At 62.4% G+C, this 13,568-nt stretch carries 9 protein-coding genes; 5 read left to right on the top strand and 4 right to left on the bottom strand.

The window, feature by feature from the left end:
* Positions 1-331 precede the first annotated feature (331 nt).
* Positions 332-1,300 (bottom strand): ketopantoate reductase family protein, encoded by a 969-nt coding sequence (locus AC1A0G_RS01520; protein ID WP_476526980.1) that lies wholly within the window; start codon positions 1,298-1,300, stop codon positions 332-334.
* A gap of 364 nt (positions 1,301-1,664) precedes the next feature.
* Here AC1A0G_RS01520 and AC1A0G_RS01515 point away from each other — a divergent pair, with 364 nt between their 5' ends.
* The gene (locus AC1A0G_RS01515; protein WP_476526979.1) at positions 1,665-3,392 is read left to right on the top strand and encodes an aldehyde dehydrogenase family protein; all 1,728 of its coding nucleotides are present in this window, start codon (positions 1,665-1,667) and stop codon (positions 3,390-3,392) included.
* 248 nt (positions 3,393-3,640) lie between these two features.
* Here AC1A0G_RS01515 and AC1A0G_RS01510 read toward each other — a convergent pair whose 3' ends face one another.
* From AC1A0G_RS01510 to AC1A0G_RS01500, 3 genes are all read right to left on the bottom strand, one after another.
* Positions 3,641-4,213: a hypothetical protein gene (locus tag AC1A0G_RS01510; protein WP_476526977.1), complete on the bottom strand. Its 573-nt coding sequence runs from the start codon at positions 4,211-4,213 to the stop codon at positions 3,641-3,643.
* Positions 4,214-4,471: 258 nt separating this feature from the next.
* A complete protein-coding gene (locus AC1A0G_RS01505) occupies positions 4,472-5,668 on the bottom strand; it encodes an SLC13 family permease (protein WP_476526976.1) in 1,197 nt (398 codons plus the stop codon).
* A 176-nt stretch (positions 5,669-5,844) separates the two neighbouring features.
* Positions 5,845-8,133, bottom strand: coding sequence for an alpha-L-arabinofuranosidase C-terminal domain-containing protein (locus AC1A0G_RS01500; protein ID WP_476526974.1), 2,289 nt, complete (start codon positions 8,131-8,133; stop codon positions 5,845-5,847).
* A gap of 192 nt (positions 8,134-8,325) precedes the next feature.
* Here AC1A0G_RS01500 and AC1A0G_RS01495 point away from each other — a divergent pair, with 192 nt between their 5' ends.
* The 4 genes from AC1A0G_RS01495 to AC1A0G_RS01480 all read left to right on the top strand — a co-directional run bounded on the left by AC1A0G_RS01495 (position 8,326) and on the right by AC1A0G_RS01480 (position 13,221).
* Entirely contained in the window at positions 8,326-9,195 is an 870-nt protein-coding gene (locus AC1A0G_RS01495; RefSeq protein WP_476526973.1) for a MurR/RpiR family transcriptional regulator, read from the top strand.
* Between the two features lie 327 nt (positions 9,196-9,522).
* Positions 9,523-10,335, top strand: a complete 813-nt coding sequence (locus AC1A0G_RS01490) for an ABC transporter ATP-binding protein (RefSeq protein ID WP_476526971.1) — start codon at positions 9,523-9,525, stop codon at positions 10,333-10,335.
* A gap of 1 nt (position 10,336) precedes the next feature.
* Positions 10,337-11,467, top strand: a complete 1,131-nt coding sequence (locus AC1A0G_RS01485; protein WP_476526969.1) for an ABC transporter permease family protein — start codon at positions 10,337-10,339, stop codon at positions 11,465-11,467.
* Positions 11,437-13,221, top strand: a complete 1,785-nt coding sequence (locus AC1A0G_RS01480; protein ID WP_476526967.1) for an extracellular solute-binding protein — start codon at positions 11,437-11,439, stop codon at positions 13,219-13,221. Before AC1A0G_RS01485 ends, AC1A0G_RS01480 begins: the two co-directional genes overlap by 31 nt.
* The last annotated feature ends 347 nt before the right edge of the window (positions 13,222-13,568 follow it).

The following is a 13,568-nucleotide window of genomic DNA, read 5'->3' as shown; positions in this document are numbered from 1 at the left end:
CCGTATCGGTTTCCAGTCAACATTAGGGCCTATAACCTACCGCGGTGATCACGGGGATCATCCACTTGGAGTGACGCCGCTCTGCCGGCGTCGGCTCACTGACTGGCACATGCGTAAAGAGTTCTGCGCCATTGCCGCATTCTCCAGTATTGCATTCCGCTCCCCTAGCGGCTTCTTGCTACTTGATTCTCAGTGGAAGCACCGCACCTGTCCACGGTTGACGCGTCCGGTTTCGCACTGGAGAAGACGCTGCAGGCAATCACGCACATGCGCCGCATGGTCTTTCGGATGTCGAACCGGCGGCATCCGAAAGACCATGCCGATCGCAACATCACTTGGCGTCGTTCTGGTGATGGTACTGGAACGCAAGCTCCGCAAGGTGCACGCCATGAGTGAGGAACTCGTGCGTGCGGCACACGTAGTCGTGCTCACGGCCGATCTTGGCGATGTAGCCGTTGATGTAGTCGACCTCAGTCTTGCGGCCGCGGCTCATGTCTTGGTACATCGACGGATAGTGCAAGGGGTTGCCGGTGCGGCTCACGTAGTCGACCGATTCGAGTTCCTCGGCGCGCGTGTTGATGAGCTTGATGCCGGCGCGCTCGCACGCGTCGTATGCCTCGTTGATCAGCTGCATGGCCATGTCGCGGGCGCCCGGGTAGCTGATGAACTGGCCCATCGTGATCTGGTACATGGTGCACAGCGTGTTCACGACGGAGTTGAACACGATCTTGGCCATGCACATGCCCTTGAAGTCGTCGGAGATCTCCGGGTTGAGGTTGGCCTTCTGGAAGTCCGCGAAGATCGCCTTCTCGATGTCGGTGACCTCGTTGGTCATGGCGCACATGTGCATGGTGCCGGCGCCGGACTTGCCGATGAAGTCCACGTCGCCCGGGCCGTTCAACACGGTCGCGACGAGCGCGGTTCCGCCGTAGATGCGATCCTCGCTGAAATACTGGGCGATCTTCTCGAAATGGCCCCAGCCGTTCATCGCGCTGAACGCGACCTGGTGGTCCTTGAACAGGTGGGCGCAGCGCCCCAGCATCTCCTCAAGCTGCATCTGCTTCATGAAGATGATCCACACGTCCGGGTCGCCATCGTATTCCTCCGGCGTGTACAGGTTGATCGGGATGAGACGGCGGTTTTCGTGGTCGCGGCTGACGTACACGCCGCCCTGTTCGCGGATCTTGTCGATGTGCGGCGTCCACGCGTCGATGAAGTCGACGTGCGCGTCCGTGTGTTCCTGCAGCAGGATGCCGTAGCGCAGGCCCATCGCGCCCGCGCCGATTACCGTATAACGCATAGTTGTTCCTTGCGATTGATTCGTTGCGTTCGATTTGGCCACCGGCATGCTCGCAAGGACGTTGTGTTGCATCGTCTCGCCGAACCCGGTGTTACCACATGTTCCGTTCGTCGCCCATTGATGATGGTTCGGCGAGCGCCGTCGCGGCCCGTGCGCCATGGTCTTGTGAACCGTTGCATGACGTGTTCCGCGGCTTTTTTCGCGAGCTATCATAGCATCGCGCGTCAACAACATACGGATGACCGCACATTCAGCCGCATCCAATAGTCATCGAAGAAACCACGCCAGAACCATATCTGCGAGTTGTAGGGCCTCGCTTTAGGAGAACGGCCGATGGCGATTACACCAATGCTATACGAAATCGTTGAAATTCCGCCATTCGTTCACGTCTCCCAACGCCCGGCGAATAACCGCAGCAGACCAGTTAGACCGAACAAGGCCCTACAACTCGCAAATACAGGCCGCGAGATGCGTCGATGGGCCGCAACGCAATCCCTCGCCCCGCCAACAGAACTGGTATAACGGGGACATGAGCGATTCCGACACGATACATCAGACAGTCGAGCGTCTGCACGCAACATTCCGCAACGGCGTGACGCGACCGTTGCGGTGGCGACGGGCGCAGTTGGATGCGATGGAGCGGATGTTGCGAGAGCAGGGTGTGCGGCTGGCACGTGCGGTACATGACGATTTCGGCAAGCCCGTGACCGAAACGATGCTCATGGAGATCAATCTGGTGTTGGAGGAGATTCGGTTCGCGCGTCCCCGTCTGGCTCGTTGGGCGGCCCGCAAGCCGAAGCCGATGCACTGGCTGTTGCAGCCGGCGGCCGGTTGGACGGTGGCGGAGCCGAAGGGCGTGGCGTTGGTGATCTCACCGTGGAATTATCCGATTCTGCTGTCGTTGGAGCCGATGGTCGATGCGATCGCGGCCGGTGACTGCGTGTGTCTGAAGCCGTCGGAACTCTCACCGAAGACGAGTCGCGTGCTGGCGACGTTGATCGACCGGTATCTTGACCGTCGCGCGTTCGCCGTGGTGCAAGGTGGCGCACGGGAGACCGGCGAGCTGCTCAGGCAGCCGTTCGACCATATTTTCTATACGGGCGGCGGTCGGGTCGGCCGGATCGTGATGGAGGCCGCGGCGAGGCAGCTGACACCGGTCACGTTGGAACTGGGCGGCAAGTCGCCGGTGTTCGTGGACGGCACAGCCGACCTGGATACGGCCGCGCAGCGCATCGCGTGGGGCCGGTTCGTCAACGCCGGACAGACGTGCGTCGCGCCCGATTACGTGTTGGCGACGCCGGATATCGCCAATGACCTTGCGCAGCGTATCGCAAAGGCGGCATATCGGATGTTCGGCATGACCGGCGGACGGCGTGATGTCGTCATGTCCGGCAGCGTCCCAAGCACAGGCATCGATCGGAATGGCCGGAGGCAAACGCCCATCACATCAGGCAGCATCGCAACAGAAAACGGTCGTCAACCGGATGATCGCAACGGCCATGACGGCATGCACAAGACACACGAATGGTCGTCGAGCTATGCACAGATCATCAACGAGCGGCATTACGACCGGCTGATGTCGCTCATGCCGAACCCGGCTGCCCCTTCCTCCGCCGCTCATATCGTCTGTGGCGGGTACGGCGACCGGGCGAGCCGTCATATCGCGCCGACCGTGCTCACGCATGTCTCGCCGGATGCACCGGTGATGCAGGAGGAGATCTTCGGCCCGATCCTGCCGATTCTGGAGGTCGCGGACACGGCCTCGGCGGTCGCGTTCATCAATGCGAGGCCGAAACCGTTGGCCTGCTACGTGTTCTCGCACCGTGCCTGTGTACGCCGGCTGTTCGAGCGTGAGACGAGTTCGGGCGCGCTCGGCTTCAACCTGCCGCTTGGGCATTTGATGTCCAGCCGGCTCCCGTTCGGCGGCGTCGGCGCGTCGGGCATGGGCGCATACCACGGCCATGCCGGTTTCCTCGAATTCAGTCACATCAAGACCGTCGTCGCCAAGCCAACGCTCCCCGACACGCTCGCCACCATCTATCCGCCCTACACCAAGCGCAAGAGCACTCTCATCTCCATGCTGCTCCGCTGAACAGTCCAAACCGTGATATTCGAGTGACTTTCTCGGCATAATCGCCAGAACATCACGCAACAGTCCCCTGAGCGTGATATTTGGGCTATTAACGGCAAGACACTCGCAACAATGTCACGGAAATCAGGCATCTTAGCGTGATGTTTTGGATAGTACCGGCGAAGTTCTCGCACGAATATCACGCTTACATCATGAATCCAAGTGGCTTTGGGAGAGTGTCCGGAATACCACGCAACCCGAAAACGGACCTATTGCCGGTCGATCCAGCCGTCTATGTCGAAGACCTTGCCGAGTTCGGCTTTGATCTTCTCGGCGGACTGTTCGTCGGAGGCCGGCGCGATGTAGACGCCTCGGTCTTGGTCACTGTTGACCTCGATCAGCAGCAAGGTCCGGTCGGCCGACAGCAGGCCGCTCACCTGCGTCATGTCGGGACCGGAGTCGGTGTAGTCGACCCAGAACCCGCTGAAATACGAGACCGTGTCCTTGGTGCCGGGCTGGGTCGCGTCCGTGATGTGCCACAACGAACGGTCGAGGTCATGGTCGATCACCGTCTCCCCGCCTCCGGCCGGCCTGATGGTGACGTGTCCGGCCAGGCGATCCTTCCGAAACAGATAGTGCAGCCGGGTCGCGTCCAGCGATATCGTGTACGAGGTATCGGAGCCGGCGTTCTTGTCGGCCCGGTACGCGTCGCCGTCGATGCGGATGCGTTGCGGCCACGGCACGTAATACAGCAGCAGTCCGACGGAGATCAGCGCGCCGACCGTGCCGGCGACGATATGCGCGATGCGTTCGCGGCGCTTCTTCTGCGGTGTCTTTTCCATGGCGATGCTCCTTCGCGACAGACCGGAACACCCGTGTTCCATAGTGCATTCATGATAGTTCCGCGACGATCAGGCCACGCCCGGAAGCATCATACGAATGGCCACCCTCCCACCGGCATCATCGCCCAAACACCACGCCAACCGCATCGTTTCCGTGACATTCGTGCGAGTACCGGCGAAATCATCGCGACAACATCACGCAAACGGACAGTTTCCCGTGACATTCGTGCGACTAACGGCGGGGCACTCGCGACAATGTCACGGCTCGATGATCCAGGAAAGCCCGACGAGCACGATGAGGAACAGCACGTTGACAGCCGAGTAAACGGCCAGATACCGGCCCTTCTGGTGCGGGTATTTGCGCACGACGTTCTTGTAGCCGATGAGCGAGGCCATGGAGGCGATGAGCGTGCCCATGCCGCCGAGGTTCGTGCCGATGATGAGCGGGCGCCACTGTTCGGTGAAGCCGGACAGCAGCAGCGTGGTCGGCACGTTGCTGATGAGCTGGCTGGAGCCGACCGCGACCTCGAGCGGGCGGATGTTGACGAGCGAGGCGGCCAGTTCGTAGAATTCCGGCACACGCTTCATATTGCCGATGAAGATGAAGAACATGGTGAACGTGAGCGGCAGACCCCAGTCGACGTTCTTGAAGACCTTGCGGTCGCATACGAGGAACGCGGCGAACACGATCACGCACATGGCCCACAGCGGGATGAAGTCGCTCACCGCGAGCAGACAGACGACGAACAGCAGCGTGTAGACGACGGTGCGCCAGCCGCCGTAGCCCGCGCCGTAGCCGGTGATGCGGATCTCGTCGGGCTGGTGGCCTTCGCTCGACGGGGCGAGCACGCCCTGTTCGATGCCGGCGCCGTCGAGCGAACGGAATTCCGAAACGGGCTTCTTGCCGAACACGATGCACGAGATGATGACGAGCATCACCGCGGCGGTGGCCGAATACGGCGCCATGATGCCGATCATCTCCATCGCGGGCATGCCGGTGAGCGCTTTTAAGTACAGGTTGTGCGCGTTGCCGATCGGCGTGAGCATGCTGCCCACGTTCGCGCCGATGGTCATGAGCGTGCCGACGAGCACGGCGTACTCCTCCATGTCGGCCATGATGAGCACGGAGATCGCGAACGGGATGAACGTGACGAGCGCCACGTCGTTGGTGATGAGCATCGCCGAGAAGAACGTGAGCGAGATGAGCGTGATCACCAGGCCTCGCGCGGTGCCGACGTGGTGCAGCAGCCGCGAGCCGATGATGCGGAACACGCCGATGCGTTGGAAGCCGCACACCACGAGCATGAGGCACACCAGCTGGCTGATCGTGCTCATGTGCACGTAATCCTTGTAGTCGGCGTCCGGCGGAACGATGAAGCAGGAGATGATCGCGAGCACCGTGGCGACGATCAGGATCGTTTCGCTTTTGAGCAGCTCGATGGCCCAGCGACGCATTGTTCCTCCGAAGTTCACCGTTCGTTAACTTCAGCGATTTTATCGAAGCGCCGGCCCAAGTACGTAGTTTCGCCGTGTTGTTTTCCGACCGATTCCAACGAAAACAACCGCTCAGCCTTACGGCCCCTAGTTCTGCGGTTCCGACCGCCCCCAAGTTTTTCGCCGGTCGGAACCGCTTAGGAAAGCCGCACCAGCGTGATGCTGTACGGCGGCAGGGCGAGCGCGACGCGCACCGGTCCGCTCGCGTCCGCCGGCAGCACCGAGTCACGCACCGACCGGCTGACGCAGTCATGCCCGGAGCCGGCATAGTCGATCGTGTTGCGTTCGTGCGGGTCCGCGGCTAGCGTTTCGACGTGCAGCGAGCGCAACGTCCCGGCATCGACGCCCGTCACCGGCATGGTGACGTTCAGGGTCAGCGAGATGCGCCGCTCCCCTGTGTTGACGAGTTTGATGAACCGTTGCGCACGATTGCCGGAGCGATCGTTGTCACCGGTTTGCATTTCCGCGAAAGCGGGATCGACGGCAGGATCGATATCGGGATCGTCGCCGGTCGCGCAGAAGAACAGATCGTCTGCGTCCTCGTCGCTGTGACAGCCGCAGATCATCGGACCGTAGTTCGTGGAGAACAGCCGTTCCGCCTCGTAGTTGACGCTCGGCTGGACGTGCGCGGGGTTGAATTCGATGAGGTTCTGCTCCCAGCCGTGGCCGGTGACGTGCGAGAGCAGCGGTGCGTACGATGTCATTTTGACGATGTCGCTGTTACGTTCGCATCCGGTGAGGAACGCGGCTTCGGCGAGCGCCGAACGCCATTGGCTGGCATGGTCGTAGTCCTGCGGCTGGGCGGCGAAGTAGCCGTTGGCCGAGTATTCGCCGAAGTACACGCCGGTGCCGTCGCGCCGGTAGTCGTCGAAGCGGCGGGCTTGGGAGATGAACCATTCCGGCGAGTGGTACGCGTGTTCGTCCACGAGGATGGACGGCGAGCCGAAACCGGGTTCGTCGCCGTCACTGCCGGCATTGGCCGGCGTCGCCTCCACGCCGGGTACCTGACCGGCCGCGACCTCGTGCGCATGGTTCCATGTGCGGCGCATCGGCAGCCGGAACGGGAACAGGCCGGCGCTCATCACGCACAGCATGTGCGGGTCCTTGGCGTGGATGGCACGGCTGATCGCATCGAATTTCTCGACGTAGTCCGTGCCGAAGTTCTCGTTGCCCACGCCGATCATGTCGAGTCCGAACGGTTCGGGATGGCCCATGTCGCGTCGCACGGCGGCCCAAACGCTGTCGGCGGGATCGCCGTTGGCGAAGTCGATGAGGTCGAGATAGTCCTGCACGACGACGCTGCGGAACCAGTCGGAGTCGGTGTCGACATGCTTGGGATCGCGGTACGGCGACTGGCAGGTGATGCCGGCGAACAGTGTCGGCAGAGGCTTGGCGCCGAGATCCTCGCACAGGCAGAAGTATTCGTAGAAGCCGAGCTGGTAGCTTTGCGAGTATGTGGAGCCGTCGGGCGTTTTGAACGCCCACATGTTGGCCTGTTGGCGCCGGGCGGGCAAGGCACCGACCGTATCCTTCCACCGGTATTCGTTGCCCGGGGTCACGCCTTCGACGATGCACCCGCCGGGAAAGCGCACGAACGAGGGGCGCAATGCGGCGATCGACTCGACCAGATCGCGCCGCAGCCGGCCGTACCGCCATTTCGGATCGCCCGCACCCCAATAATCGGCGTCCATCAGCGAAACAAGATCAAGATCGAACGCGGACCCCGCCTTACCGATCACGTCGATGTGCAGTTTGCCGTACCCGGAATCGAGTCCGGCCAGCCGGTGGCGTACCTGAATCCAACCATCGCGCAGCGGCTCGCCGGCGAACCGGTCGATGTCGAACCGCACGTCGTCGGTGAGCGGATGCCCGTCGGCTCCGAGCACGACGACGTGCAGCGAGATCGGGGCATCGGCCGCGTTACTGTCGGCAGACCGAACGCAGGCGGAGAAATCGTATGCGTGCCCGGACTCGATCGACATCGCGCAGAAGTCCGCATAGTCGCCGTCGCCGTTGTATCCGAGGTTTTCGATCGATGCCGCGGAGCCGCCATCGGCCGGCGCGTCACCGGACGCGGCGTCCGTCGCTATCGTCAGCCGCGCGTATCGGCTGTTGCGGTGGATCGGCGGGGCCGGGCAGTCGGTCGCGACCCGCTGCCCGTGCTCGCCGCGGATCTCGGTGCCGCAGCTGGTCGCGGTCAGCCCGGCGAACCGCCAGTTGCGCAGCGGGTCGGCCTCGGTGCGCCACCGGTCGGCGCCTTTGAGCCGCAACGATTCGTGACGCAGGTACACACCGTCGAAACTGTAGTTGTCGACCATGTTCGCGTTCAGACCGCCGTCCGCGCCGTGGTTGATGTCCTCGAAGAAGACGCCGTAGAGCCGTTCGCTGGCCGGATGCGTCGGCGCGCCCACCGTTATCGTCACCATGCGCTCCATTATCGCGCGACCGTACGCCATCGCCGCTGCCGATTCCACTCCGGAACGAGCGCGCATACCGACACAGCGGAAACTGAAGTGTTCAATGCGTGTTCACCGTGCCGTTAACTTTCCACGAGCGTGAATACACTCGCGTCGCATATGCTGAGACACGAATCAGATCAAGGCTTGAAGGAGATGCTCATGCAGTCTTCGGTCGGTATCCGCGAACGCATCGACCATGTGTATCCGTCGCTGCGTCCAGCGGAACGGGCGGTGGCACAGTATGTTCGCGATCATATCGCCGAAGCCGCGGAGCTGACCGTCGGCCAGCTTGCGCAGGTGACCCGAGTCAGCCAGCCGACGGTGATCCGGTTCTCCCGCAAGCTCGGATTCGGCGGCTACCGCGAACTGCGGTATGTGCTGCGCCACCCGGAGGCCGAACGCCGCGTGACCTTCGACCCGCTGGAGGGATTCGACCTCAACCCGTGGGATGATCTGGATTCGGTGCCGCTCAAGGCCGTCAGCAGCGCGAAAACGCTGTTGGACGATCTGGCGTCGGCACTGGATCAGTCGGCGTTCCGCAAGGCGGTGTCGCTGATCTCCGAAGCCTCGCTGATCGACATCTACGGCGTGGAGAACTCGCTGGTTCCGGCCACCGATCTGTTCACCAAGCTCGGCTATCTCGGCCTGAAGGCGAGGCTGAACACCGACGCCTATATGCAGCAGATCGGCGCCGGGCATCTCGAATCGACGGACATCGCGATCGCGTTCTCGTATTCCGGCTCGTCGTCGGACACGGTGAAGGCGCTGCGGCTGGCGAAATCGCAGGGCGCGCATACGATCGCGGTCACCAACGCATCCGGCACTCCCCTGGCCAGCTGGGCGGACGTGTGCCTGTATGCGGGCCGCGGCGAGCATACGATCTACGGCAACGCGATCTTCTCGCGCGTGGCGCACACGGCGATCGTCGACATGCTGTATATGGGCGTGATACTGAGCGATTACGGCCGGTTCTCCACCGAACTGGACCGGTCCGGCAAGATCATCGCGGATCGCGCATACCACGACTGAGACCGCATCTTTATCACGCCTTACCTTGCAGGGCGACGCTGCGTCGCGGTTTGTTTCCGACGTGTCCGCCGTCCATAACGAGTCCCCTCTATTCGCAAAACTACGAAACTACAGCGTCGTGGCGTAGTTTTACTCATTGTTCACCATTCTTTTATTGAGCTTTCCCCTCAACTGGCCTTGCACGGCCGATTCGTGCCCGACTATGGAAACTGCGGCATGAAGTTCGGTCGCACATAACTGAATACCGAACGGGGATGCAGGCATTCGGCCGGCATCGATAGCGCGCAGGCCGCCACGAGCAGTCTGCCGGAAGGCAAGTTGAGAAATATGCTCGAACTGAACAACATCACCAAAAGCTTCGGGGACACCCACGTCCTCAACGGCATCAGCCTGACGCTGGGCGACGGCCAGATCATGTCGATCCTCGGCCCCTCCGGCGGCGGCAAGACCACGCTGCTCAACATCATCCTCGGCATCACCGATCCGACCAGTGGCCAGATCATCTACAACGGCGAGGACCTGACCCAGGTGCCGATGGAGAAGCGCGGGTTCAACATCGTGTTCCAGGACTACGCGCTGTTCCCGAACCTCACCGCCTACGAGAACATCACGTACGGTCTGCGCAACAACCCTGGCATCTCATCCGAGGAGGAGATCAAGGAGCTGATCTCGCTGCTCGGACTCGAGGAGCATCTGAACAAGCGCATCGACGAACTGTCGGGCGGTCAGAAGCAGCGCGTCGCGCTCGCCCGCACGCTGGTGATGAAGCCGAAGCTGCTGCTGCTCGACGAGCCGCTGTCCGCATTGGACGGCGTGATCAAGGAATCGATCAAGGCGAAGATTAAGCAGATCGTCGAACAGTACAAGCTCACGACGATCATGGTCACGCACGACCCGGAGGAGGCGTGCACGATGAGCGACCGCGTGCTCATCATCAACCACGGCAAGATCGCGCAGTACGACACGCCGGAGAACATCATCGAGCATCCCGCGTCCGACTTCGTGCGCAAGTTCATCCTGCACCAGCTCGAGGTCAAGCGCAACAACATCTACACGCTGTTCAACGAGGGCGACTCGCACGCGCAAGCCGAGCAGCCCGCCGCCGCGGCTTCCACCGAGACACGTGCGCAGGAGGCCTGACATGTCCGCCGAATCGATCCAGGCGGCCAACCAGCTGCCCAACATCCGCCCCGAAATCGTCAACTACGAACGCCGTCCGCGCGCCCCGAAGCAGACCGAACTATGGACGCTGCTGGTCATCGTGGCCGTCGCGTTCGCCGCGTTCCTCGTCGTGCCGATGGTGCTCGTCATCGTCAAGTCGTTCACCACGGCGGACGGTTCCGCGACGCTCGCCAACTACGCGGCCGTGCTCTCCCGCCCCGAATTCACGCGTTCGATCACCAACTCGCTCGCCGTCTCGTCCGTCTCCGCGCTCGTGGCCGTGCTGCTCGCGTTCCTGCTCGCGTACACGATCAACTGCACGAACGTGCCGGCCGGGTTCAAGAAGGCGGTCGGGCTGCTTGCCCAGCTGCCGATGCTGCTGCCGACCATCACGTACGGCTTCGCGATCATCTACTCGTTCGGCAAGCAGGGCCTGATCACCCGGCTGCTCGGCGGCCACCAGCTGTTCGACATCTACGGGTTCAACGGCCTGCTGCTCGGCTATGTGATCTACACGCTGCCGACCTGCTTCCTGCTGATCAACAACAGCTTCCAGTTCGTCGACAAGAAGTTCATCATCGTCTCGCACATCATGGGCGACAAGCCCCTGACCACGTTCCTCAACACGGTGCTGCGCCCGCTGATCGGCACGATGGCCGTCGCGTTCATCCAGTCGTTCTTCCTCGCGTTCACCGACTACGGCATCCCGACGTCGGTCGGCGGCGAATACGACGTGCTCGCGATGACGCTGTTCAACCAGATGCTCGGCTCCATCCCGAACTTCAACCGTGGCGCCGTGATCGCAGTGTTCATGCTCATCCCGTCGATCATCTCGATCATCCTCATGACCGTGCTCGAACGCTTCGCGATCCGCTACAAGCAGATCAGTCAGGTCGACCTGCCGAAGGGGCCGCGCCGCGACTGGGCGTGCGGCATCGCCTCCGTGGTGGTTTTGGTGTGCACCCTGTCGGTGTTCGCGGTGATCCTGCTCATCCCGTTCGTCTCCGAATGGCCGTTCAACACGGCGCCGACGTTCGCGCACATCGCGAACATGTTCACCGATCCGGAGAGCTCACGCAGGTGTTCACGAACTCGCTGTACGTGGCCGTGATGACCGCGATCATCGGCTGCCTGTTCGCATACGCGGCCGGTCTGGTCACGTCGCGCTCCAAGCTGCCGAACTGGGCGAAGCGTTCGGTCGACGCGATCTCGGCGATCATCAACACCGTGCCTGGCATGGTGCTCGGCATCGCGTTCCTGTTCGCGTTCTCCGGCTCCGGACTGCAGAACACGTTCTGGATTCTGATCGCCGCGAACATCATCCACTACTTCGCGACCCCGTACCAGATGATCAAGGATTCGCTCTCGAAGATGAACGCCGGCTGGGAGACCACCGCCAAGCTCATGGGCGACAACTGGATCAAGACGATCGTGCGCGTGGTCACGCCGAACGCGCTGCCGACCATCCTGCAGGTGTTCGGCTACTACTTCGTCAACGCGATGGTCACGATCTCCGCGGTCGTGTTCCTGACCGGTGCGCGCACGCAGGTCATCACCACGAAGATCTCCGCGCTGCAGCACATCGCCAAGTTCGACGACGTGTTCGTGCTCTCGCTGCTCATCCTCGTGACGAACCTCGTCGTCAAGGGCGTGATCGCGTTCGCCACGCGCGACCGTTCCGCCGAGCGCGCCCGCGCCGCGGCCCGCGCCACCGTGCGCACGCCGCAGGTCGCCGCCGCACGTTCCACCGTCGCCGCCGACACGAAGCTCACGGCCGCAGTGCAGGCCGCCGAGAACGGCACGCCGGACTTCCCGCTGCCGACCAGCGGCAACCGTCGCGCCCGCAACGCGTTCACCGCGGGACTGTCAGCCGTGCTCGCCGTGCTGCTCGTCGGCTTCGGCTTCGGCGCGACCTCCACCGCCTCCGCCAACGGCCAAGTCGTGATCTACACGAACGCCGATGACGAGGCCGTGGTCGCCTTCCAGCACGCGCTCGACAACAACGGGTTCAAGGACCCGTACATCATCCAGAGCTTCGGCACCTCGGAGCTTGGCGGCAAAATGCTTGCCGAGGGCAAGGCGCTCGAGGCCGACATGCTCACCATGAGCTCCTACTACGTCGATTCGGCGCAGGAGCGCAACCACATGTTCGCGCCGCTGACCGACGTGAAGTCCCAGCTGCTGGGCACGTCCGAGAATTCGAAGGCGCCGAACTACCGCCGCCCGACCACCGCTCAAGAAGGCGCGATCATCGTCAACACGAAGGCGCTCGAGGCCGCCGGCGTGGACGCACCGAAGAGCTTCAAGGAGCTTGCCGACCCGAAGTACGCGGGACTGATCTCCGTGCCAGACATGGAAGGCTCGTCGACCGGCTGGCTGATGATCCAGGCCATTGCGGACGCGTACGGCACCGGCGAGGAAGGCAAGCAGATCCTCACCGCGATCTACCGCAACGCCGGCCCGCACCTCGAACAGTCCGGCTCCGGACCGTTGAAGGCCGTGCGTTCGGGCGAGGTGGCGATCGGTTTCGGCCTGCGCCACCAGGCCGTCGCGGACAAGAAGAAGGGCCTGCCGATCGACTACGTCGACCCCGAGGAGGGCAACTACTCGCTGACCGAATCGGTGGCGGTGCTCGACAAGGGCCGTGCGACGAACCCGAAGGCGCAGCAGATGGCCGCGGTGATCATCGACCAGGGCCGCAAGGAACTGCTCGAAACGTATCCGACGCCGCTGTACGTGGGCGAAAAGGCCCCGGCCAACGCATCCAAGCGTTCCAAGACCTTCCCCAAGCCCCTGACCGTCGACCTGCTCCAGCAGCACCAGGACTTCTCCGCCGAGTGCAAACGCATCGCGCAAGGCAAGTGAGTCGCTTTATCAATAAGTTTCTGGGCAGCACCGTTACGTAGGTGCCCCTACCGGGGTGGGGAGCGGTATGTGTCGTTCGACACGCTCCGGGCCGCTCGGCCAAGTCTTACGGTCGCACAACACATACCGCTCCCCACCCCTACGTTTCCGTTCAACATCACGTTTGATCCATCTAACGTAAGTTTTTCGAATCAAACTGCTGTTGGCTGGGGTATATGTTGCTCGACCGTATGACTTGGCCGAGCGGCCCGGAGCGTGTCGAGCAACATATACCCCAGCCAACAGCCCACGCCGGAACTATTCCAGCGATTATCAACCATCAGCCAGCAATAAATCAAACGGAAACT

This window comes from Bifidobacterium sp. LH_230 (assembly GCF_056357555.1).
Note: the sequence above shows the minus strand (reverse complement) of the source record. Positions and strands in the feature narration are given on the sequence as shown.